This window comes from Bacillus sp. EB600, from assembly GCF_024494385.1.
Lineage (GTDB): Bacteria > Bacillota > Bacilli > Bacillales > Cytobacillaceae > JAEVLT01.
In genome coordinates, this window is sequence record NZ_JAEVLT010000002.1 from 182,108 (window position 1) to 205,774 (window position 23,667).

Consider the following 23,667-nt stretch of genomic DNA (forward strand, 5'->3'; position numbering starts at 1 on the left):
CTTTCAGTCTAGGCACTTCCTCCCTAAATGGTCATGAACAAGATACTTTTCTCCGTCAACGTTTAACTATGAACATTTTGTTGATTATTATATAATAATTTTTCGACAGATTCAAATGTAGACGAAATTTTTTTAGCGTTTTTTTAAATAATATAGTAAAATCCCTGCTGCAACTGCCACATTTAACGACTCACTTTGTCCGTAGATAGGAATGTAAAGATTTGAGGTCGTTTTGGCTAATAGTTCTTTTTTAATGCCGTTTCCTTCATTCCCCACAATTAAAGCAAACTGTTCTTGGGGCATTGTATCTGTATAAGTTTTTGCATTTTCAAGGGCAGTACCGTATACAGGGATATTTTTTTTCGCCAAGGTTTCGATCCATTCCTTAAGGTTTCCGTGAACAATTGGAAGATGAAAATGACTCCCCTGGGCGGAACGCAAGACCTTCGAGTTGAAAATGTCAACACTTCCGTGTCCGACAATTACTACGTCAATACCGGCTGCATCTGCAGTGCGGATCATTGTACCCATGTTTCCAGGGTCTTGAACGGCATCAATCAGTAAAAATGATTTTGCTTCTTGGACTTTGGAATCGACATTTGGCCCTTGATGGCATATCGCATAAATCCCCTGTGGTGCTTCTGTGTCGGATAATTCCTTCGAAATCTCATCGGTTACGGATGTAACGGGGACCGAACCAAAATCTAAGCGCGGCGGCAGTTCTATTTTTTCAGAAACAATGATTTCTAAAACCTGTTCCCGTTTCTTTAAAGCTTCCTCAACTAAATGAAATCCTTCTATTAAAAAGGTTCCCGTTTTGTCTCGTTCTTTTTTGGTTAAAAGCTTTTTCCACTGCTTTACCTGTGGATTTTTTATAGACTGAATCATCTTCAAGACAGTCTCTCCCTTTCCTAAGTGCTAGTAATTTTCTAATTATAGCTTAAATCATATACATAATAAAACCAAAATTGAAAATGATAAAAAAGAAATACGATAAAAAGGAGTGGGAGCTCGTGAATTTAAACTTACGGAATGCGATTATTCATAACGTTTCCAACAATTCCCAGGACCAACTAGAGGATACGATCGTTGATGCCATTCAAACTGGTGAAGAAAAAATGCTTCCAGGGCTTGGCGTCTTATTTGAAGTGATCTGGAAAAATTCGTCTGAACAAGATAAAAAAGAAATGCTCCAATCCCTTGAAAGTGGGTTGAAGCAATAAAATTTAAGTAGGCTGCCAGATGGCAGCTTTTCTTTTCTATTCGTTCCGCTCTGGCTTGGCTTTTCCCGTGAAGTGGAATGATTAGCTTCGTTTCATTCCACTACTCCTTCTTTTCCATCACTCATTTTGTCCTTAAAAAAAAATCCCCGAGCACTTTCACCCGAGGGTTATGAAAAATCTTATTCAAACGTAATTTTATCAACGGTTTCGCGATCTAGTCGTTTAATCACTTCAACAAGTAATTTTACAGTATTTTCAAAGTCATCACGGTGAAGCATAGCTGCATGAGAGTGAATATACCTTGTTGCAATCGTAACCGCAATCGAAGGAACACCATTATTAGTCATATGGATAGAACCGGCATCTGTTCCACCGCCTGGGATCGCATCAAACTGATAGGGAATATTGAATTCGTCCGCTGTATCAGTAATAAAATCGCGTAAACCTTTATGTGAAACTAGCGAGTGATCATACAAAATAATTTGCGGACCTTTCCCCATCTTTCCTAGTGCTTCTTTTTCCGTGATTCCCGGAGTATCCCCTGCAATTCCTACATCAAGCGCAAAACCGATATCAGGCTCAATTTTTGTGGCGGAAGTTTTTGCACCGCGGGTTCCAACTTCTTCTTGGACAGTTCCAACACCAAATACAATATTTGGATGCTCAACGTTTTTCAGCTGCTTTAACACTTCAATTGCAATTGCGCAGCCAATTCGGTTATCCCATGCCTTTGCCAAAAGCATTTTTTCATTATTCATGACTGTAAACTCAAAATAAGGGACAACCATGTCACCAGGCTGTACGCCCCATTCTGTCGCTTCCTCCCGGCTTGATGCACCGATATCAATGAACATATCTTTAATCTCAACCGACTTTTTCCGCCCTTCAGCTGATAGTATATGAGGCGGCTTCGATCCGATAATCCCTGTTACTTCACCTTTTTTCGTTACGATTGTTACACGCTGCGCAAGCATAACCTGAGACCACCAGCCACCAACGGCTTGAAAGCGTAAGAATCCTTTGTCATCAATTTGGGTCACCATAAAACCAACTTCATCTAAATGGCCGGCAACCATAATTTTAGGGCCGCCTTGTTTTCCAACCTTTTTTGCAATTAAACTGCCCAGCCCATCAGTGGTAATTTCATCTGCATATGGCTCTATGTATTTTTTCATCACTTCGCGGACTTCCCGTTCGTTGCCGGCAACTCCCTTGGCATCAGTTAAATCTTTTAACATCAACAATGTTTCATCCATTTTTGCCATGGATTGACCCCCTTTTAATTATGTGCTTTCTTAATTATACCCACTAAAAAAGAAGGCTTACAAATTAATAGTTTTGATTCTGTCTTTTATAATTTACTTCATTTTTTTGAATATATGCCCGTTCCATTTCCTCATACTTGATTCCGAGGAGCATTGCCAATTGTAAATAATCTTCAAAGACATGCTGATAATCGCTCAAGCTTCTTGAAGCTTGAAAGATGCTTACCGCTTGATAGATTTTTATAAATTGTTCGTTGATGTCTTGTACTGATGGTTCAGCCTCTAATTCCAATGGTTGTTTTTGAAAGCCGCACTCGATCCCCAGTGATAATATAAAGTGGATTCCATCAACAAATTCCTCCAAGATGATCTTTTTTTCGGAAGCGGGCTTTACACTCCAAAACTTAAAAGACCTGGTCTCATTGGCTAATTCTCCTATCTCTACCAATAGGGCCAGCACTTTTCGATTAAATAAATCTTCATTCTCTAATTGATGGTTTTCTTCAATGTAACGATCAAGACCTGCCTGCATTTCAAACAATGTTTCCAATTGCATGTTCTACACCCTTTCTTTAAGCAATAATAGATAAAGTAAATGAAATTTGAAACTTTTCGGCGCCATTTTCGTATGTATAGAAAACGAAGTGGAGGCCGTTACAATGGTTTGGATGCTGCGTTACGTTTTACTTGTTCTCATTATTTTCCTTCTAATTGTACTGGGGAAACTCCCCTTTACACCAAACAAAAGATTTTGGCTTGCACGGAAACAAAAACGATTTTATCTAGATGATGACATAAACAATTTCCGGAAAAATTTTATCCTCACCTATAAAGGTGCTGTGTTTGAAGGTGAAAAATATTTAGGTATCAAAGTGAACGCCTTAGATGTCATTTCTATTTTCATTTGGATTCAGGATGAAGAGTCATTAGTAGGGTTTAATAGAGAAGATTTCCTCTTTATTGAGCAAAAGATTCTCGAACAATACCCATTGGCAAAAATCGACTGGAAAAAGTCAATTCACCCCTTGATTCCTGAAAATGGTCCCAATTAATATTTTACTAAAAGAACGATAAAAAGAATAATCTCTATGACCGCTAAAGCCGGAAATCCCATTTTAAAAGATAAATGCTTTGTCTTATGACGGAACAACTTCATCCCTGCAGTTGTTCCTACAGCACCCCCGAAAAATGCTGTTATCCATAATGTTTTTTCAGATATCCGATACTGGTGGTGAATAGCTCTGTTTTTATCGTCCCTCATGATAAATAAACCAATGAGATTCATGACTAAATAGCAAACAACAAAAGTGGTTTTAATATCCATTCTCCCGCTCCTTATATAAAAAACTATGATTTATTAAACTTTGAGAACTGGTCTAGCTACGCTAAACGGGCGCTTCCGCTTTTCTATGCAAAAAGCCATCCTCAGAAGAGAATGGCTTTACTATAATTATTTGCTAAATTGTTGTTTAGCTGCAGTTGCTAATTCTGCAAATGCATTTGCATCATTGATTGCTAAATCAGCAAGCATTTTACGATTCACTTCGATACCAGCAAGCTTTAAGCCATGCATTAAACGGCTGTAAGAAAGACCGTTTATACGAGCTGCTGCATTGATACGAGTAATCCAAAGTTTGCGGAAGTCGCGTTTTTTCTGGCGACGGTCACGAAATGCATATAGTAAGGATTTCATAACCTGTTGGTTTGCTACTTTATATAATGTATGTTTTGAACCGTAATAACCTTTAGCTAATTTAAGAACTTTTTTACGACGCTTGCGCGTAACTGTACCGCCTTTTACACGTGGCATTTAATTTCCCTCCAATATAAATCGATCGTTCTAGATTACTTAATATTATCTAACATTTGACGAACGCGTTTGTAATCACTTGCAGAAATAAGACCTGCTTTACGAAGTTTACGCTTTGCTTTTGTAGATTTGTTTGCAAATAAGTGACTTGTATAAGCATGGTCACGTTTTAATTGACCAGAACCTGTTCTCTTAACACGCTTTGCAGCGCCGCGGTGTGTTTTCATTTTTGGCATTTGGAAATCCTCCTTATATTACTTTTCGTTTTTCGGTGCTAAAACCAGGAACATGCTCCGACCGTCCATTTTAGGATGAGACTCAATCGTAGCCACTTCCTTGCACGCTTGAGAAAAACGGTCTAAAACACGCTGACCGATCTCTTTATGAGTAATCGCACGACCCTTAAAGCGGATGGATGCTTTTACTTTATCGCCTTTTTCAAGGAATTTGATAGCATTGCGAAGTTTTGTATCAAAGTCATGCTCATCAATCGTTGGACTTAGACGAACTTCTTTAATGTTGATAATTTTTTGATTCTTACGTGCTTCTTTATCTTTCTTTTGCTGTTCGAATTTAAATTTCCCGTAGTCCATAATCCGACCAACCGGGGGCTTCGCATTTGGTGCTACTAAAACTAAATCAAGATTAACCCTTGCTGCAATTTCAAGTGCTTCAGTTTTGGTTTTAATCCCTAATTGCTCACCATTTTGATCAATCAAACGGATTTCACGAGCGCGAATGCCCTCGTTTAACAACATATCTTTGCTAATAATTAGCCACCTCCAAGGTTAAATCACGAATACAACGTTCAGGTCAAGATTGCAAAGGATTATGCGAGAAATGCCTCCCAATGCTCACCTTGACGCATGACACTAAGTTGAATCGGCAAGAATTTTCAAGTAAATACATAAACAAAAAAGTGTGGATGAAAACACCCACACTTTACGAAACATAGCAATGAATCAACATTCGTTCACGTAAACCTGCCAACTGCCTTTGCCGCGTCAATCAGGTGAGAAGCGGGTGCTTCTTCTTTTCCTAAAATTCATATTCAATTTACCTTTGTAACTATACCATAGTCGAAGATAGAAGTCAAACAACTATTTTTCTTAGCAACAAATAGTATTTTAGCAAAATCAGCTTGCATTTACAATAGGTAATTTATTTTTAAAAAAATAAGAAAGTATACACTTTTGACTTCGAGAAATGTCTAGCTTCGACACACAGGAAGTGCTAGTGCCGACGTTGCCGCCAGGACGGCGGCGCTTTTAGTCGGCCAGCGCCCAGCGACTAGTGGGCAACCCACTCCTCCCTACGATAAGTCAACATCGATTCGCTAACGCTCTTCGTGTTTCCTTTATCTCAGTCGGAGCGGGACCCTGCCCATACGTCGCTAAACGGCCGCTTCCGCTTTTCTATTAATTAGCCTTTTTTCACTTCTGCTTTAAGTGAAGCAAGGAAAGCAGTAAAGTCAACTGTTTCTGATTTCTGTTCACCATATTTACGGACATTCACAGCATCTTCGCTGACTTCTTTGTCACCGACAACAAGCATATAAGGTATTTTTTGCATTTGTGCTTCACGAATCTTGTAGCTGATCTTTTCGTTACGACCATCTAATTCGACACGGAAGCCTTCACTCTTGAGCTTTTCTTGTACCTTCTTTGCATAATCGTAGTGAACTTCTGGAGAGACAGGAATAACTTGTACTTGAACAGGAGCAAGCCATGTTGGGAACGCACCCTTGTACTCTTCAATTAAGAATGCAACAAATCGTTCCATTGTCGAAACCACGCCGCGGTGGATTACAACAGGGCGATGCTGTTTCCCATCTTCCCCAATATACGTTAAATCAAACCGTTCAGGCAGCAAGAAATCTAACTGCACAGTCGAGAGCGTTTCGTCCTTACCTAACGCTGTTCTTACTTGAACATCGAGCTTTGGACCATAGAATGCGGCTTCGCCTTCAGCTTCATAATATTCAAGACCAAGATCATCCATTGCACCCTTCAACATACTTTGTGCTTTTTCCCACATCGCATCATCATCAAAATACTTCTCTGTATCCTGTGGGTCACGGTAGGATAAACGGAAGGAATAATCGTTTATGTCGAAATCCTTGTATACATCCAAAATTAACCGAACTACACGCTGGAACTCATCTTTAATTTGATCTGGCCGAACAAAGATGTGAGCATCATTCAAAGTCATTCCGCGGACGCGCTGTAAACCAGATAACGCACCAGACATTTCATAGCGATGCATTAGACCTAGCTCTGCTACCCTGATTGGAAGCTCCCGATAGCTGTGGATTCCGTTTTTATAAACCATCATGTGGTGTGGACAGTTCATTGGGCGAAGCACAAGCTGCTCATTATCCATTTCCATCACTGGAAACATATCTTCCTGATAGTGAGCCCAGTGTCCCGATGTTTTGTATAAATCTACACTTCCCATAATTGGCGTATAAACATGGTCGTATCCTAAACTTACTTCCTTATCGACAATATAGCGCTCAACGATACGGCGGATGGTTGCTCCCTTTGGAAGCCATATTGGCAGTCCTTGTCCAACCAATTGTGAAGTCGTAAATAAATTTAATTCTTTCCCAATCTTGCGGTGGTCCCGCTCTTTTGCTTCTTCTAATAACCGGAGATGCTCGTCCAAATCTTCTTTTTTGAAGAAGGCTGTTCCATAGATCCGCTGTAACATTTTATTATCGCTGTCACCGCGCCAATACGCTCCGGCAATGCTAAGTAATTTAAATACTTTAATCTTACCAGTGGATGGTACGTGGACACCGCGGCAAAGATCAAAAAATTCCCCTTGTTGATAAATCGTTACCGTTTCATCTTCTGGGATTGCTTCGATCAATTCAAGCTTGTATGGATCGCCTGCTTCTTTAAAAAGCTTGACGGCATCATTCCTGCTTACTTCCTTGCGAATGACTTCAAGGTTTTCATTCACAATTTTCGTCATTTCCTTCTCAATTTTAGGAAGGTCTTCAGGTGTTAATGATACATCAAGATCCATATCATAATAAAAACCACTTTCAATGACGGGACCGACACCAAGCTTCACTTCTGGATACAGTCTTTTTACTGCCTGAGCCATTAGATGGGCTGTACTGTGACGGAGCACCTCTAACGCGTCCTTTGATTCAGGTGTAACAATTTCTATAGAACCGTCTTCAGGGATTTGACGGCGAAGATCAACCATTTGTCCGTTCCATTTACCAGCAATTGCTTTTTTCTTTAGTCCCGGACTGATAGACCCGGCAACATCTTCTGTTGTTGTTCCTTGTGAAAATTCCTTTACCGCTCCATCAGGAAACGTTAACTTAACAACATCTGACATGATATCTTCCTCCTTTTCATTTTTAAGGCAATAAAAAAACCCCTCCCTGGAATAGGGACGAGTTGATTACACGTGGTTCCACCCAAATTTTTCACTTACATCAAAGATTAGATTAAGTGACTTTTGGAGATATAACGGCTGCAGCCGTCAGCAATTACTTGCTTCTAAAGAAGCGTTCACAGCTGAAGTTTAAAGGCGGTAAGCACTCAATTCGTGTTAGGAAGCTTGCAGCCTGGACTTCCCTCTCTTCAAACCGTAAGTGAATACTGTTATCCTTATCATTACTTTTGCTGGATATCGTTTTTAAGTGATAAGCGGTTTGGAGTCTACCGCTCTCTTACTATGTAGGTTATTATAATGATTATATTCCCAAAAATCAAGGGATGAGTAAATGACAGCCTGCAAAGTTTTTTTATATAATTATCTTTATGCACCATTTTCTGACTTTTTGGTGTTTTTTTCCCACTTTACCCATTGAATTTGATCACAAAAGGTATGGAAAGGCATAATCGAAACCCTCTCTTCAAAAATATTCGAAATCGTCCTTACAAGCGCCTCTTCCGGGTTTTTCGTATAGAGGAAAATCGTTGTAGGGGCAATTGATAAAAGCGGGGCAATTGAAGCAGAATCCACATAGACAGGGTGATTGAAGAGCAGTTTCCTGTCAATCATTTTAATAAGTTCGCCCCTTTTTATTTCTTCTAAGCTTTCATTATAAAAGATTATTTCTTCACCAAGCAATAAGTGAAGAGCCTCCATTTTGGGTGTTCGATCATGTAAAAATTCGCGAAGCGTTTGCACAAATATTTGGTACTCCTGCTCCATTTTATATTCATCGATTGAGATTTTTACATAGCTTTCTAAATCAAGAAAATACGGACGCAGCCGGAATTTAATAAAGGAATCAAACGAGAGTGAAATATTTTCTTGAAAGACTTGCTCAATTGCTTCTTTAATTCTTTGCTTCTCATTTGTTTTTTCTAGAAAAATCTCTAAGTCTTTTCTTTCCCCTTCAAGGATAGAATAGACAATTTCCATAATATGCCGTTGCTCTTCCGGATCTTGAAAATAATAATTTTCCGCTAAAATTCTCTTAAGCCAATCATCCCGTTTAACATCAATGACAAACTCGTAAAATGCTTTTCTAACATGCTTCAAGCAAGCACTAGTTAGTTTATCATCAATAATCTTCAATATATGTCGGTCTTCAATTAGAAGAATTTCTTCATGATTATTTGAAAGCTTTAAATATTTCAACAAGTGATGATAAAACTTTTCAGCATCATCCTTGCTTTGGAAGACGATTTCTGCCAACCAAATCCCCCCTTCACCTATATTTCCATATTTAATGTATATGGGGGACTTGACCAAAATAGAATCAGGCGCAAATAGCTGTATAAAGAAAAAAACTGCCATAATGCCGGCAGTTTTGGTTTTACATAAGACAATCGTTACTTATATGCGCTCCCGCTTTCTAAAGTCTGCGGTTTGGCCCATCAACTTCAATTGGTTCACTCAAATAACGGATTCGCTCCAAAATTCTTCGTGCTTTCAATTTTTCCTCCTCGCCGCGCTGACTATAGGCCAGATGATGCTCGAGCCCTTTGAAATCAAAGTTTGATGTAAAAAAGGTTGGCAGGTTCTCAAGCATCCGAAATTGAAGGACTGGTCCTAAAATTTCATCTCTCGTCCAGCTTGATACAGCTTCAGCACCAATATCATCCATCATCAGAATTGGTTCGTTTTTCAATGCTTCAACTTTTTCATTTAAAGTAGAATCACCAATTGAACTTTTTAATTCTCTAAATAACTCGGGAACATAAACGATCATCGAAGAAATTTGTTTTTTAGCAAGTTCATTTGCAATAGCTCCAAGTAAATAGGATTTCCCCACACCAAACTTCCCATAAAAATATAAACCTTTTTGGTTATTATTTGGGTCATAGTTTTTTACAAACAATGCCGCCTTTTTTACAGCTTCAAAACGTGATGAATCCTGTTCTAGATTATCAAATGATGCTTTTAATATGTCCTTCGGTACATGTAAGCTTTTAATTAACCGTTCATTTTTACGCTTTTCATCGTCCATGATTTTGCGGGGACATCGCTCATATTGAATATCAATTATATTCCTTTTTATCACCAATTTGGGATGATAGCCCTTCATAATGTTTATACAGCCGTCAAGGCTCTGACATTGATTACATTCTTTGCTCTGATTAATGTACTCAAATAATTTCGTTATACTTTTTTCAATGATTTCCTGACTCAACTGATCTTGGTTTACTGCTAAGAACGCTTTAATGTCAGGGTGCTCGAGAACCTGATTTCTGATTTGAGCATATCGTTTTTGAAAGCTTTCATTTGAAGACAGCCGCTTTAATGTTTGATTGATCTTTTCCATTTTTCCACCTCCCTATTTGCGGAACTCTTTAAGGATTTCTTCAATTTCTCGCTTTTTCGCTGCTGCATCTTCATTTTCTTTTTGTGGTACATGTGTTGGTTTTTGCGGCTCTTCATCAAACCAATCAGGTAAAATTTCTGTCCGGATTGGTTTTTGTTTTGCAGTTCTTCCACTCTTCTTTCCACTGCTCCAATCCAGATATGTCCGATGTTCATTCTTTGCTAATTCCATTGCCTCTTTAACTGTTTTTATTTGTTTCCTAGTCCAATGGCTGGCAATTTTCTCAACATAGCTTTTCGTTAATTTCATATCCGTTCTCAGCATAACAAACTGGATAAGAACATTAATAACGCCCGGCAAGAGCTTTTGTTTAAACATAACATCTTCAATAATTTGAATATCTGCTTGAGAAGGCTCGGCACCCCCAGATACGTCTTTTAATACCTGCAATGGTGAGGTAGTTTCTAAATAATGAATTAATTTTTCTTCTTTGGTTTTTGGCTCAACTTTCTGCGATTGATACAAGACAGGTTGAATACGTTCAATTAGGCTGGGCAACTTATCTTGATGCTCAAATTGATACCAATCACGAGCCGCTTTCCTTAATTCCTCGATATTAATTTCATTGTTTTCATCGATCGCACTAAAGATGATATTTTTCATTTGAATTGCATCAATTGTATAAAGGAAAGCAAGATTGCTAATTACATCTTTCACTTTTTTCGTTAAAGCCTTTTTAGGAACAAGCGATTCATTTAAACCGGCCGTTAACAAAGCAAAATCAAAGTGATTCAAATCTATTTGAATAGCATCCTGCTCATTTCGCCCAATAAAGATTTTGTCATCATCTGCCCTTAAATCTCCTGCTACATCCTGCATATACTGAATACTTTTAGGAGTGGCAGATGAATAAACATCCTGAAAGGCTTTTGTGACATCGTGGTATTCGTTTTCAACCTGATTCTTGTGATCGCTAAAAAAACGTTTCAATCGGGAAAAGTGATTTTTACCGATTTTTCTATATAAATAAATATTTAACATTCCATCCAGAAAAAATTGCTCGGGAGTTAGCGGAGGCTGCAGCTCATAAATAAAGGAACGGATATCATCCTCTTCCTTAACAAAGGTTTTTAAAAGTCCGATCCCTTCTAATTTAAGCCTCGCTTCATATATTTCATTTAAATTGATTCCAAGCAAATTCATTAATATGTGATGAGAGGATGATTCAGACCATAACCGATTTTCCTCAAGCTCTGCCCAAAGTGTCATATACAAACTAAAACAAACGGAACCTATTAAGGGCTGATATAAGAAAGTCAGCACCTTACGATCATAATCATGAAGCAGCCCATTTGCATAAACAATATAACGATCGACTGGAACAAGTTCCTGCCAATGCTGCCCCATAGCATTCAACCTTTCTTCAAAGAATAAGGAGCCAAATATCTTTAGCTCCCTAAGATTTCTCTTTCTTGATTAATTCTTTTAATTCTTCAATAAAAACATTTATATCTTTAAATTGACGATAAACTGAGGCAAATCTTACATAGGCAACTTCATCTACATGTGCAAGCCTGTCCATCACCATTTCTCCTACCTCATCGCTTTTGATTTCAGAAATCCCTTGGCTGCGGATACCTTTTTCAACTCCATGGGTAATATCCTCAAGATCTTTAAGCGCAACAGGCCTTTTCTCACATGCTTTAATTAACCCGCGTAAAATTTTATCACGGCTAAATTCCTCGCGTGTCCCATCCTTTTTAACAACAATAAGCGGGATATCCTCAATTTTTTCAAATGTAGTGAAACGATAGCCGCATTCTTCACATTCCCGTCTTCTTCTTGTAGCCCGCCCCTCGTCAACAGGCCGGGAATCTAGCACTCGTGTACCATAATTTTGACATGAAGGGCATTTCATGACTAATCAACTCCAAATCTATTGCTACAAAACAAGATCATTTAGTCCTGTGCGTGAAACCAGGCTTTTCTTTAGGTCAAGAATTTATACATACTTATCATATTAAAAAGACCATCGTAAAACAAGTAAACAATTAAGAATTTTTACTTGATCCACTATCTTAGGTATGGAGTTTGTCAATCCGTTCATAAAACGAAATCGCCCTTTTTCTTAACGCGGGATAAACACCGAAAGGGAATTTTTTTTCTGTTGAAATCGTAAAGTCGACCGCTGTTTCAAGTGGCTTGTTTGAAACAATCGTCACCACCATGAAGCAAGGAATTGGTTTGGTTATTTCAACTGCGATTTCTCCGCGTTCCTTTGAAACAGTTGTAATTCGACTGTCAGCATCCTGGCGAATGATTTGTTCGATCGTCTCAAATAGTTGATTTTTATTTCCTTTGTAGTAGTGGGTTTTTAACCCCTCATCCCGCTGCTGATCAGAGGTTTCAATTTGTTTTTTAAAGTTCAAGAAAATATCTGTGATTGCCATGTTATTCCCTCCAATGAAATTAACCTTTATAAATAGCGTTAACAACATTTTAAGAAATATGAAAAATGCTGCCTTGTCGGCAGCATTTTTGGTTAACTTACTTTAATTCGGGTTTTCTTAGCCATTTCTTGAGCAACATGAAGTGTCAGGTCTACCACTCGGCATGAGTAACCCCACTCATTGTCATACCAAGCCAAAACCTTTACTTTATTTGTACCCATTACCATCGTTGTAAGGCCATCAATAACTGCAGAATGTTCATTTGAATTAAAATCCACAGACACCAATGGTTCCGTCGTAAATCCCAGAATTCCTTTTAATGATCCATTGGATGCTTCGATGAAGGCGCTGTTAACAGCTTCTACGGTTACATCCTTTTTTAAATCAACGACTAAATCAACGAGCGACACATTTGGTGTTGGTACACGCAGAGAAATACCGTGCAATTTTCCTTTTAATTCTGGTAAAACAAGGGCTAATGCCTTTGCTGCACCTGTAGTCGTTGGAATAATCGATTGAGCACACGCTCGTGCACGGCGTAAATCCTTATGAGGGTTATCGATATTTTTCTGATCATTTGTATAAGAATGTATGGTTGTCATTAATCCATTTATGATCCCAAACTTTTCGTTTAATACTTTTGCAACCGGTGCAAGACAGTTGGTTGTACAGGATGCATTCGAAATAATTTGATGTTGATCGATATTAAGCACATCTTCATTTACACCCATAACGATCGTTACATCTTCATTTTTTCCAGGTGCTGTTAAAATAACCTTTTTGGCCCCGGCATCAAGATGTAGGCTGGCTTTTTCACGTGAATTAAATTTTCCAGTTGCCTCTATAACAATATCAATATCCATTTCTCCCCATGGAAGCTGTTCAGGATTTCGGTTGTTTACTAGTTTTACTCTTTTTCCATTTACAATTAATTCATTTTCCAATGCAATGACTTCTCCATTGAATGGACCATGAACCGAATCATACTTTATTAAATGTGCTAATGTTTCAGCTGGATAACTTGCATTTATGGCAACAACTTCAAGTTTATCTTCCGTGATAGCTTTTTTAAATACCATTCTTCCAATTCTTCCAAAACCGTTGATTGCAATTCTTGCTTTCATTTGACGGCTCCTTCCACATTAATGTTATACTCATTCTTTGTTTTAATACAAATAGTATAACATATTAGAATTATTTTGTGACTAATTTAATTGTGGAATTTTAAATTGTTTTTCACCTTTTAATAGTAATAACTTTTTTGCACAAAAAAAAGAGGGATAACCCTCTTTTTATTTCTATCTTATCCCCCACCTAGCTAGGATTTCATCCAACTGCCTTTTCGTTTCGGTGAGTGAACCATTATTATTAATAATTTCGTCTGCTAGGGTAATCTTATCGGAAATTGGCATTTGTGATTGAATTCTTGCTTCGGCCTCATTTTCCGACAGATTGTTCCTTTCCATTAGTCTTGTTATCTGTACACTTCGATCCGCATAGACAAGAAGTGTTTTTTCGACCATATTGGTAAGGCTACTTTCAAACAATAATGGTATATCGAGTATGACAATTCTTTCATCTTTTTTCAACGCAGCTTCTTTCTTCTCGTTCATCCTTCTTCTTACTTCAGGATGAACAATTTGATTTAAGAGCTGTCTTTTGTGTTCGTCATGAAAAATAATCGAACCTAATTTTTGCCTATCAATTTCGCCATTTGGTAATAGGATTTCCTGGCCAAATTGGCTAATAATTTGCTTGTAGGCTGGTTCACCCTGCTGAACTGCCAAACGTGATTCAACATCTGCATCAATGACTGTGATTTCCATTTCTTTGAACATGTTTGAAACTGTACTTTTTCCACTGGCAATTCCACCTGTTAAACCAACGACTAATGCCATTTCTCTGTTCCTTTCCTATCCTATAATTTCCAAACCCCTATCACGATTAATAAGATCCCTGGTAAAAAGGTTAATTTTTGGACCCAATCATATCGATAAAGAAGCGATCCACTTTTTATTCCTAATAGGACAAATAAAGAACTCATGATTGAAACCGCGAGTGCCAGATAAATTGGAGAATAGCCAAGCATGGCCGCCCCTATCCCTGCTCCAAATGAATCTAGTGACAACGCAAAGCCAAGCATAAGTGCTTCTATTCCGGTAATTGTACCAGACTGGTCAAAATCAGCTGACATTGGCTTTTTCAAAATATTGATCACTAAGCCAAGTGAGCGTATTTCAAGATTAACAATTGTTTTTTCATCTTTCTGCGGGTCTTTTTCTTTTTCAGGTTTGAAAAACTGGTATAATACTCCAGCCCCCAAGCCCATTAAAATAATTCCTCCCAGACCCGACGTTACATGTGGTGAAAGGAATCTTGAAAGCCCATGTCCAATGGTTACCGCTAGTAGTAATGACACGGCTGAACAGCTTGCGATAATAAGCACAGATTTAAATGGCATTACCATCTTCCTTAATCCATACGTAAATCCAACGCTAAAGCTGTCTAGACTTAGGGCAAAAGCTAACAAGAAAAGTGAGATGAATTGAATCATGTTTAGAGCCCCTTCCTGCAAATCACTACTAAAAGTATATGGAAGAAGCCTATCCATTGTTATTCAATTTCTACTGATCCTGTGTTTTGTGTTTTAGATTCTTTGACAATTGGGACAATAATGTGTACCTCGACCGCCAACTACTTTTTTTTCAATTGGAGTACCACATCGCTTACATTCTTCGCCCTTTCTCCCATACGCATATAACTCCAACTGAAACATCCCAATTTGTCCTTGAGAGTTTACGTATGACCGAATCGTGCTGCCCCCTAATTTAACCGCTTCGCTTAAGGTGGTAATAATCTCATGATGAAGAGCGATAAGCTCCTTTTCATTCAGACTATTAGCAAACCGTTCGGGATGAATTCCGGCTCGAAAAAGTGCTTCATCCACATAGATATTTCCAAGTCCAACAAGTAGCTTTTGGTCTAAAAGTGCTGGTTTAATTTTTCGATTGGTCTTACTAAGCCTTTCAGCCAAATATTCGAGAGTAAATTCCTCCGAAAATGGTTCAGGCCCCAGCCCTTTGAGTGGCTCAGTTAGGAACTCTTCGCCCTTGTTATATAAATGCATTGTCCCAAATTTACGAACATCACGGTACCTAAGCTCGGTGTTATCCGTAAAATGAAAGATTACATGGGTATGTTTATCAGAAGGCTCGTCTTTTTGGAATAACGCATACTTTCCTTCCATCCGTAAGTGAGATACCAATGCATAACGATCCGTATAAAAAATTAAAAATTTCCCCCTTCTTCCTACATCAAGAAAGGACTCGCCTCGTAGGGCATCCATAAACTGTTCAATTTCCAACGGATTTTTAATTATTTTTGGCCAAAGGATGGAAATATGATCAATTTGTTTGTGGAGAATCAGTTGTTTCAGCGTCTTCCTGACTGTTTCCACTTCTGGCAGTTCTGGCAATTTCCATATCCCCCTTTATTTTCCAAACGGCTTATTTCGCGTCAAACCAAGTCGGACCATATGCATAGTCTACTTTTAATGGAACATCCAACTCAATCGCATTTTCCATTATTTCTGGAACTAATTTTTTTAACGTTTCAATTTCTTCCTGCGGAGCCTCAAAAATTAGTTCATCATGAACCTGAAGTAATAAGCGGCTTTTTAGCTTATTTGTAAGTAAGGCCTCGGCCATGTCAATCATTGCTTTTTTGATAATATCAGCTGCAGTTCCTTGAATAGGTGTATTCATCGCTGTTCTTTCAGCAAAGCTGCGTAAATTAAAGTTGCGGCTTGTTATTTCAGGAATATATCTTCTTCTATGAAGCAATGTCGACACATAACCCTTTTGCTTAGTTATTTGAATAATATCATCCATGTACGCCTTTACACCTGGATAGGTATGCAAATAGCGTTCAATAAACCTGCCCGCTTCTTTTCTGGTAATCCCGAGATTTTGAGACAGTCCGTAATCACTAATCCCATAGACAATTCCAAAGTTGACTGCTTTTGCCTGTCGTCTCATATTAGAGGTAACTTCCTCTGCAGAAACATGGAAAACCTCCATCGCCGTTTTTGTATGAATATCCAAATCATCTCTAAATGCTTGAATAAGTTTTTCATCACCAGAAATATGAGCAAGAACACGCAGCTCAATCTGGGAATAATCCGCAGCAAACATGACCCAGTCCTTTTCTGACGGGATAAAGGCCTGACGGATTTTACGCCCTTCTTCAAGACGAATCGGGATGTTCTGTAAATTTGGATCAGTTGAACTTAATCTTCCTGTTTGTGTTAAGGCTTGATTATATCTTGTATGTACTTTACCTGATTTTGGGTCAATTACTTTGAGAAGTCCTTCAATATAAGTGGATTGAAGCTTTCCTAATTGTCTGTACTGAAGGATTTGGTCAATAATTTCGTGATCAGGTGCCAATTTTTCCAGTACATCTGCAGAAGTCGAGTAGCCTGTTTTCGTTTTCTTTAATGCAGGTAAACTTAGCTTCTCAAATAAAATGATTCCTAATTGCTTTGGTGAATTGATATTAAACTTTTCACCTGCGAGCTGATGGATATTACTTTCGATTTTGGTTAGTTTCTCGTTGATTTCTTCCCCCATTGATCGCAGACGGTCACGATCTACCTTCACCCCGCATGATTCCATATCTGCTAAAATGAATGACAATGGCATTTCAAGATCAGTGAAAAGTTTTTCCTGTTCATTCTTTATCAAGTCATTTTCTAAAAAATCCTTTAAATTTGAAATGGCTATCCCTTTTCGAACAAGATGCTTGGCAAGCTCTGATAGTTCTGGGATTCTCCTTTTTACTCCTTTACCATAAAAGGATGCGTCAGATTGAATATTGTGGACTCCGTACTTTTTGGCTAGTGTTGAAAGATCTTCAATTGTTTCAGAAGGATCAATAATATAGAAAGCAATTAATGTATCAAAAGTAACTCCCTTTAAATGAATGTCCCATCGTTTTAACGAGACCTCTGAGCGTTTCGCATCGTAAACCACCTTTTTCTTCGTTTCATCTTCAGCCCATTGCTTGAAGGCAGATGACGTTTGCGCTTTTTCCGCTGGTAAGAAGAAATATCCTTTTTCGTTGACAAGTGAAAGCCCGATGATGTCCCCATAATGATAGTTATCATCAAGAATTTCCACATAAAAGTAATTATCCTCTGCGAATAACTCAGAGGTTATTTCATTAGGAATGACAAAGTCGATTTCCTCAAGTTCATCCTGCTCGGTCACCGAACCCTCTTCTCCCAACTTGTCTAATAATGTCTGAAAACCTAACTCTTTATAGATTGTTACCACTTTATCTTTATCAAAGCCCTCATATCCAATTTGGTCAAGGTTAACCTCTACAGGTGCTTCCCTATCAATTGTGGCCAATTGTTTGCTCATGATGGCTTGATCTTTAAATTTCTCGAGCTTCTCTTTTAATTTTGCACCATTCACCTGATCAATGGAGGATAGTAAATTTTCAAGTGTTGAAAATTCTTTTAACAGCTTAATAGCCGTTTTTTCCCCAATACCCGGTACTCCTGGGATGTTATCGGATGCATCACCCATTAGTCCTTTCATATCAATAATCTGTTGAGCTGTAAGCCCATATTTTTCATTGATATGACTTGGCGTATATTCTTCAATATCGGTAATTCCTTTTCGGGTAATCCCAACCGTTATGTTGTCTGAAGAAAGCTGTGTTAAATCTTTATCACCTGAAATGACCTTTACATCGAATCCATCCTTTTCTGCCGAAAGTGAAACAGTTCCGATGATATCATCTGCCTCGAAATTTTCAAGCTCATATCGGGGTATTTTATAGGCATCAAGTAACTCACGAATAAATGGGAATTGCTCTGAAAGCTCGGGTGGAGTTTTTTGGCGCCCGCCCTTATATTCGCTAAAAGTTTTATGCCGAAAGGTTGTTTTTCCAGCGTCGAATGCTACAAGCATGTGCGTTGGTTTTTCTTCTTCTAAGATCTTCATCAGCATCATCGTAAATCCGTAGACAGCATTTGTATGAATTCCTTTATTATTATTTAGCAGCGGAAGCGCAAAAAATGCTCGGTAGGCAATACTATTGCCATCAATTAAGACAAGCTTCTTCTTTTCCATTCATTTACCTCCTCATCAGTACTATCAAATCGATTATGTATATATCTCATTCTATCATGAGAGGATTTAGAATGAAAAACAGACGGGTCTTATATACAAAGAAAAAGGTGAAAGCGGGGTCTGCTTTCACCTTTTTCTTGTTTGGCTCCCTTGGATGAAGGGGCTTGCACTATCTATCATATCTTTTCATTATTAAATAAACATAAAGGATATGTAAAATTTATGTAAATTTTGATTTTCCCCTTCATCCATTTCCATGAAACTGTTTATTAAGCTCGATTATAAACTCGCTCCCCTTACCAAGCTCACTTTTCACATTTATTTTTCCTCGATGTACTTCAACAATATGCTTAACGATTGCCAAACCAAGACCGGTCCCACCGGAGTTACGACTCCTAGCACGATCTACCCGATAGAAGCGTTCAAAAATTCGAGAGATCTCTACTTTTTCAATTCCTATCCCTGTGTCCTGAACAGTTATTTGGACTGAATGTTCCAATTCTGCTACGATGATCGATACAGATCCATTTATAGGAGTATAGGCAATGGAATTTCCAAATAAGTTGATAAAAACCTGCTTAATTCGATGCATATCAGCTTCTACGAGTACTCTTTCTTTGTTACAATCAAATTGAATGGCAATGTTTTTTTCATCTGCCTTATGCGAAATTAGAGTAATAACATCTTTGAGTGTTTGCACAATGTTAAATTCATGAATATTCAACCTGAAATCCTGCTGTTCAATTTTGGATAACTCCAAAAGGTCATTTATCAACGATTGAAGTCGGTCACTTTCCTTTAATATGATCGTGAGAAACTCTTCTAATGCCTTTTTATCATTCATTGCTCCGTCTAAAAGTGTTTCAGAAAAGCCTTTAATGGAGGTAACTGGTGTTTTTAACTCATGCGAAACATTCGCAACAAAATCTTTTCTCATGTTCTCTAATTTTTTTATATCAGTGATGTCATGAAAAACAAGCAAAACACCTTTCCATACATTGTTTGTCCCTATAATTGGAACTCCGTACACATCAAAATATCTTCGTTCAATTGAAAGTGGAAGGACCATTTGTTTGCTGACCTTTTGCTCCGTTATAAAGATTTCTTCTACAAGTCTGCAAACCTCTTGATACTCAATTACCTCATAATACAAGCGATTCAAATAATCGTCTGGGTTAACCCTAAAGATTTCTTTGTAGCCTTTGTTAATTAAGTTAATATAGCCGCGGCTGTCGATTAGAATAAGACCGGCTCCAATATTCTCAATTAGAACACTCAACCGATCCTGCTGCATTTCTTGAGCTTTTACCATCTCCTGAAGATTCCTAGCAAGGATATTGATGGATGAGTTTAGCTGCCCCATTTCATCCATCTCTTCAACAAAGGTTCTAGCACGGTAATTTCCTTTTGCAAGCTCAGTGGCTACAGATGTAGCTAATGAAATCGGCTTAGTAAATCTTGTTTTAATTTTAAAGGCAAGTAGAATGATTAAAATTAAAACAATACCTATACAAATAGCTAAAATCCACCACAGTTCTTTATAAGGATATTGCCTTTCTCCAACGAAAAGAATGAATCCCAGTAAGACGATTATGGTAAGGGTAATTAAAGTGAAAATTAGTCTTAGCTGGAACTTAATCATTCTCCTTTTGCCCCTCCAACTTATATCCTAGACCCCTTATCGTTTTAATATATGTTGGTTTTTTTGAATCTCTTTCAATTTTTTCTCTCAGATGCGATATATGGACATCGACTATTCTTGTGTCTCCAGCAAAATCGTAGTTCCAGACAGCACTTAGTAACTGATCCCGAGTTAGGACACGTCCTTTATTTTTAGCAAGATATAATAAAAGTTCAAACTCTTTCAAAGTTAATTCTAATAATTCACCTTTAAAATAGGCTTCATATTGCTCAGGAGCAAGCTTTAAATCACCGATTTGTATAAACTCACTGATTTCTTCTTCCTTGGCTTGATATTCATCTTTTGTTACCTGCATCCTTCGCAAAATAGCTTTTACACGAGCAATTACTTCTCTTGGACTGAATGGTTTTACTAAATAATCATCAGCCCCTAGTTCCAGACCTAACACCTTATCAAACTCTTCATCTTTTGCTGTTAGCATCAAGATAGGAATTAAGACTTTCTTTTGACGCAGCTGTTTACAGACCTCCATGCCATCCAATTTTGGAAGCATGAGATCTAAAATAATAATATCCGGCGCCTCTTTTTCGGCTAGATCTCTGCCAGTTTCCCCATCCATCGCTGTTATGACTTCAAAACCAGTCTGCTCCAGATTATATTGAAGCAATGTAACAATTGATTGTTCGTCATCCACAACAAGCACTTTATTTCTCATATTATCCTCCGCAAAATAGACTAAACCCCTTTTGCCTTATCCAAAGTAACCTATATTTATTATACAGTAAAAAAGCTTATACTACTTCTTTCGAAGATAGTGTTAGTTGAAAAAAGGAATGCACTTTTTCGAATCCTTCTTCGTCCTTTTTAAAATTTTCGAGATATAGAACAATCTAAAAAAAATTCGAGGGTGATTACCCTCGAATTTTTTTTACGTCTAGCTTAGACGCACAGAACGTGCTAGTGCCGACGTTGCCGCCAGGAAGGCGGCCCTTTTTAGTCGGCCAGCAGCACCCAGCGACTATTATGCTAAAACAGCCAATACATTACGAACAGCTTGTGCTGATTTATCTAAAGCTGCTTTTTCCTCTTCAGTAAGTTCTAATTCAATTACTTTTTCTATACCATTTCCACCTAGAATAGTAGGAACACCAAGATAAATTCCATCATATCCATACTCGCCCTCAAGGTAAGCAATAGTTGGAAGCACACGACGTTGGTCTTTAAGAATAGCTTCGCACATTTCAACAAGTGATGCTGCTGGTGCATAATAAGCGCTTCCGTTACCTAACAAATTAACGATTTCACCGCCGCCTTTTCTTGTACGTTCAACGATTTGCTCAAGACGATCCTTTGGAATCAAAGTTTCTAGTGGAATGCCACCAGCATATGAGTAACGAACAAGTGGAACCATGTCATCACCATGGCCTCCTAAAACAAAGCCAGTAATATCTTTTACAGAGTGATTTAATTCTTGAGCGACAAATGTTCTAAACCGAGCTGAGTCAAGAACACCCGATTGACCAATTACGCGGTTTTTTGGAAATCCTGATTCTTTGAATACAGTGTAAGTCATAGCATCAACGGGATTTGATAAGACTACAATAATAGCGTTTGGAGAATATTTCGCAATATCCTGTGCAACGCTTTTCATAATCTTTTGGTTAGTTTGGACTAAATCATCACGGCTCATTCCTGGTTTACGTGCAATACCCGCAGTAATGACAACAATATTGGAATCTTTCGTGTCTTCGTAGTTGGATGTACCAAGAATGTTAGCATCAAATCCTTGAACAGGACTTGCTTCAAGCATGTCTAAAGCTTTCCCCTTAGTTGGGTTTTCCATTTGAGGAATATCAACTAAAATAACATCGCATAATTCTTTTTGTGCAAGCAAAAATGCTGTAGTTGCACCAGTAAATCCCCCACCGATAACAGAAACCTTTTTACGTGTTAATCCCATTGTCCTTCTCCCCTTTGCATGTTCTTATATAGAACATATTTAAAAAAGTATATTTATTAACCTTTTTAAAAGGATGCTCCCAACTTAATCCATATTTTTAATTAATACATCACCAAACTCAGAACATTTCACTTCAGTAGCCCCATCCATTAATCGTGCAAAATCATAGGTAACAACTTTCGAAGCAATAGATTTTTCCACTGATTTTACAATTAATTGAGCAGCTTCATTCCAGCCTAAATGTTCAAGCATTAATACCCCGGATAAAATTTCGGATGAAGGATTAACTTTATCTAAGCCTGCATATTTAGGCGCTGTTCCATGAGTAGCTTCAAAAATTGCATGGCCTGTCTCGTAGTTAATGTTTGCTCCTGGTGCTATTCCAATACCGCCAACTTGTGCTGCAAGAGCATCGGAAATAAAGTCACCGTTCAAGTTCATCGTTGCAACGACATCAAATTCACGCGGTCTTGTTAAGATCTGTTGTAAGAATATGTCTGCGATAGCATCTTTAACAAGAATTTTACCTGCTTTTTCAGCATCTGCTTGAGCTTGATTCGCAGCGTCTACACCTTGTTCAGCTTTAATGCGGTCATATTGTACCCATGTAAATACTTTATCGCCAAATTCTTTTTCGGCAAGCTCATAACCCCAATTTTTGAATGCCCCTTCAGTAAATTTCATAATGTTTCCTTTATGAACAAGTGTTACTGATTTACGGCCTTCTTTAATAGCATAGTTAATCGCTGCGCGAACAAGACGTGATGTTCCTTCTTGTGATACAGGCTTAATTCCAATACCAGATGTTTCTGGGAATCTAATCTTTGTAACGCCCATCTCATTTTGAAGGAAATCAAGTACCTTTTTAACTTCCTCTGTTCCCATTTGGTATTCAATACCTGCATAGATATCTTCAGTATTTTCACGGAAGATTACCATATCAGTATCTTGTGGACGTTTTACAGGTGATGGTACACCTTCAAACCATCTAACTGGACGCAGACATACGAAAAGATCCAATTCTTGGCGTAAAGCAACGTTTAAAGAGCGAATACCACCGCCAACCGGAGTTGTTAGTGGTCCTTTAATGGCAATCAAATATTCATTAATTACATCAAGTGTTTCTTGCGGAAGCCACTCTCCTGTTTTGTTAAAAGCCTTTTCCCCTGCAAAAACTTCCTTCCAAACAATTTTGCGCTCACCTTTATAAGCTTTTTCTACTGCAGCATCTAAAACTCTGGCTGCAGATGCCCAAATATCTGGACCTGTTCCGTCTCCCTCAATAAATGGGATAATAGGATTGTTTGGAACATTTAAAACTCCATTTTGAACTGTAATTTTTTCTCCTTGCATTGTCGTTTTCCCCTTCCTAATATGTAAGAAATACCCAGGCTAATCTATCGGCCATTCTTG

General features: G+C 38.1%; 24 protein-coding genes and 3 other annotated features (1 of these 27 running past the window's edge). Of the genes, 2 read left to right on the forward strand and 22 right to left on the reverse strand.

The window, feature by feature from the left end; all coding sequences use genetic code 11:
• Nucleotides 1-68: a binding site (T-box leader), on the reverse strand; it reaches 175 nt to the left of the window's first position.
• Between the two features lie 64 nt (nucleotides 69-132).
• Nucleotides 133-894 carry a TrmH family RNA methyltransferase gene (locus JN080_RS03575; protein ID WP_256234533.1) on the reverse strand — a complete coding sequence of 254 codons (762 nt, stop codon included), beginning with the start codon at nucleotides 892-894 and terminating at the stop codon, nucleotides 133-135.
• A gap of 119 nt (nucleotides 895-1,013) precedes the next feature.
• On the opposite strand from JN080_RS03575, the gene sspI reads away from it, so the two are divergent.
• Nucleotides 1,014-1,223, forward strand: coding sequence for a small acid-soluble spore protein SspI (gene sspI, locus JN080_RS03580; RefSeq protein ID WP_256234534.1), 210 nt, complete (start codon nucleotides 1,014-1,016; stop codon nucleotides 1,221-1,223).
• Between the two features lie 179 nt (nucleotides 1,224-1,402).
• Here sspI and JN080_RS03585 read toward each other — a convergent pair whose 3' ends face one another.
• Both JN080_RS03585 and JN080_RS03590 read right to left on the reverse strand, forming a co-directional pair.
• Nucleotides 1,403-2,488: a M42 family metallopeptidase gene (locus JN080_RS03585; RefSeq protein WP_256234536.1), complete on the reverse strand. Its 1,086-nt coding sequence runs from the start codon at nucleotides 2,486-2,488 to the stop codon at nucleotides 1,403-1,405.
• Between the two features lie 64 nt (nucleotides 2,489-2,552).
• On the reverse strand, nucleotides 2,553-3,044 hold the full coding sequence (locus JN080_RS03590; protein ID WP_256234537.1) for a dUTP diphosphatase: 492 nt from the start codon (nucleotides 3,042-3,044) through the stop codon (nucleotides 2,553-2,555).
• Nucleotides 3,045-3,147: 103 nt separating this feature from the next.
• Between JN080_RS03590 and JN080_RS03595 the strand changes: the two genes are divergently transcribed.
• A complete protein-coding gene (locus JN080_RS03595) occupies nucleotides 3,148-3,540 on the forward strand; it encodes a sigma-w pathway protein ysdB (RefSeq protein ID WP_256234538.1) in 393 nt (130 codons plus the stop codon).
• Here the strand turns inward: JN080_RS03595 and JN080_RS03600 are convergent.
• The 19 genes from JN080_RS03600 to icd form a co-directional block, all read right to left on the reverse strand.
• The gene (locus JN080_RS03600; RefSeq protein WP_256234539.1) at nucleotides 3,537-3,812 is read right to left on the reverse strand and encodes a DUF1294 domain-containing protein; all 276 of its coding nucleotides are present in this window, start codon (nucleotides 3,810-3,812) and stop codon (nucleotides 3,537-3,539) included. The two genes, JN080_RS03595 and JN080_RS03600, sit on opposite strands and share 4 nt — an antisense overlap.
• Before the next feature lie 126 nt (nucleotides 3,813-3,938).
• Nucleotides 3,939-4,298: a 50S ribosomal protein L20 gene (rplT, locus tag JN080_RS03605; RefSeq protein ID WP_256234540.1), complete on the reverse strand. Its 360-nt coding sequence runs from the start codon at nucleotides 4,296-4,298 to the stop codon at nucleotides 3,939-3,941.
• A gap of 35 nt (nucleotides 4,299-4,333) precedes the next feature.
• Entirely contained in the window at nucleotides 4,334-4,534 is a 201-nt protein-coding gene (gene rpmI, locus JN080_RS03610) for a 50S ribosomal protein L35 (RefSeq protein ID WP_256234541.1), read from the reverse strand.
• An 18-nt stretch (nucleotides 4,535-4,552) separates the two neighbouring features.
• Nucleotides 4,553-5,071 (reverse strand): translation initiation factor IF-3, encoded by a 519-nt coding sequence (gene infC, locus JN080_RS03615; protein WP_256234703.1) that lies wholly within the window; start codon nucleotides 5,069-5,071, stop codon nucleotides 4,553-4,555.
• Between the two features lie 134 nt (nucleotides 5,072-5,205).
• Nucleotides 5,206-5,339 (reverse strand) — a sequence feature (ribosomal protein L20 leader region).
• 381 nt (nucleotides 5,340-5,720) lie between these two features.
• Nucleotides 5,721-7,655 (reverse strand): threonine--tRNA ligase, encoded by a 1,935-nt coding sequence (gene thrS / locus JN080_RS03620; protein ID WP_256234542.1) that lies wholly within the window; start codon nucleotides 7,653-7,655, stop codon nucleotides 5,721-5,723.
• Nucleotides 7,656-7,705: 50 nt separating this feature from the next.
• Nucleotides 7,706-7,946 (reverse strand) — a binding site (T-box leader).
• A gap of 135 nt (nucleotides 7,947-8,081) precedes the next feature.
• On the reverse strand, nucleotides 8,082-8,969 hold the full coding sequence (gene ytxC, locus JN080_RS03625) for a putative sporulation protein YtxC (RefSeq protein WP_256234543.1): 888 nt from the start codon (nucleotides 8,967-8,969) through the stop codon (nucleotides 8,082-8,084).
• 160 nt (nucleotides 8,970-9,129) lie between these two features.
• Nucleotides 9,130-10,059 (reverse strand): primosomal protein DnaI, encoded by a 930-nt coding sequence (gene dnaI, locus JN080_RS03630; protein ID WP_256234544.1) that lies wholly within the window; start codon nucleotides 10,057-10,059, stop codon nucleotides 9,130-9,132.
• A gap of 12 nt (nucleotides 10,060-10,071) precedes the next feature.
• Complete coding sequence (locus tag JN080_RS03635; RefSeq protein WP_256234545.1) at nucleotides 10,072-11,466, reverse strand: replication initiation and membrane attachment family protein; 1,395 nt, start codon at nucleotides 11,464-11,466, stop codon at nucleotides 10,072-10,074.
• A gap of 49 nt (nucleotides 11,467-11,515) precedes the next feature.
• The gene (gene nrdR / locus JN080_RS03640; protein ID WP_256234546.1) at nucleotides 11,516-11,977 is read right to left on the reverse strand and encodes a transcriptional regulator NrdR; all 462 of its coding nucleotides are present in this window, start codon (nucleotides 11,975-11,977) and stop codon (nucleotides 11,516-11,518) included.
• A 160-nt stretch (nucleotides 11,978-12,137) separates the two neighbouring features.
• A complete protein-coding gene (locus JN080_RS03645; protein ID WP_256234547.1) occupies nucleotides 12,138-12,509 on the reverse strand; it encodes a hypothetical protein in 372 nt (123 codons plus the stop codon).
• A 92-nt stretch (nucleotides 12,510-12,601) separates the two neighbouring features.
• Nucleotides 12,602-13,633 (reverse strand): glyceraldehyde-3-phosphate dehydrogenase, encoded by a 1,032-nt coding sequence (locus JN080_RS03650; protein WP_256234548.1) that lies wholly within the window; start codon nucleotides 13,631-13,633, stop codon nucleotides 12,602-12,604.
• A 174-nt stretch (nucleotides 13,634-13,807) separates the two neighbouring features.
• Nucleotides 13,808-14,407, reverse strand: coding sequence for a dephospho-CoA kinase (gene coaE / locus JN080_RS03655; protein WP_256234549.1), 600 nt, complete (start codon nucleotides 14,405-14,407; stop codon nucleotides 13,808-13,810).
• A gap of 20 nt (nucleotides 14,408-14,427) precedes the next feature.
• Nucleotides 14,428-15,063: a sporulation membrane protein YtaF gene (gene ytaF, locus JN080_RS03660; RefSeq protein ID WP_256234550.1), complete on the reverse strand. Its 636-nt coding sequence runs from the start codon at nucleotides 15,061-15,063 to the stop codon at nucleotides 14,428-14,430.
• 93 nt (nucleotides 15,064-15,156) lie between these two features.
• Nucleotides 15,157-15,984: a DNA-formamidopyrimidine glycosylase gene (mutM, locus tag JN080_RS03665; RefSeq protein ID WP_256234551.1), complete on the reverse strand. Its 828-nt coding sequence runs from the start codon at nucleotides 15,982-15,984 to the stop codon at nucleotides 15,157-15,159.
• Nucleotides 15,985-16,015: 31 nt separating this feature from the next.
• Nucleotides 16,016-18,652, reverse strand: coding sequence for a DNA polymerase I (polA, locus tag JN080_RS03670; RefSeq protein WP_256234552.1), 2,637 nt, complete (start codon nucleotides 18,650-18,652; stop codon nucleotides 16,016-16,018).
• Between the two features lie 244 nt (nucleotides 18,653-18,896).
• Nucleotides 18,897-20,294: a two-component system histidine kinase PnpS gene (pnpS, locus tag JN080_RS03675; RefSeq protein WP_256234553.1), complete on the reverse strand. Its 1,398-nt coding sequence runs from the start codon at nucleotides 20,292-20,294 to the stop codon at nucleotides 18,897-18,899.
• Nucleotides 20,287-21,009 carry a response regulator transcription factor gene (locus JN080_RS03680; protein ID WP_256234555.1) on the reverse strand — a complete coding sequence of 241 codons (723 nt, stop codon included), beginning with the start codon at nucleotides 21,007-21,009 and terminating at the stop codon, nucleotides 20,287-20,289. Before JN080_RS03680 ends, pnpS begins: the two co-directional genes overlap by 8 nt.
• 306 nt (nucleotides 21,010-21,315) lie before the next feature.
• On the reverse strand, nucleotides 21,316-22,254 hold the full coding sequence (mdh, locus tag JN080_RS03685; protein WP_256234556.1) for a malate dehydrogenase: 939 nt from the start codon (nucleotides 22,252-22,254) through the stop codon (nucleotides 21,316-21,318).
• 84 nt (nucleotides 22,255-22,338) lie between these two features.
• Nucleotides 22,339-23,607 carry an NADP-dependent isocitrate dehydrogenase gene (icd, locus tag JN080_RS03690; protein WP_256234557.1) on the reverse strand — a complete coding sequence of 423 codons (1,269 nt, stop codon included), beginning with the start codon at nucleotides 23,605-23,607 and terminating at the stop codon, nucleotides 22,339-22,341.
• Nucleotides 23,608-23,667: the final 60 nt, after the last annotated feature.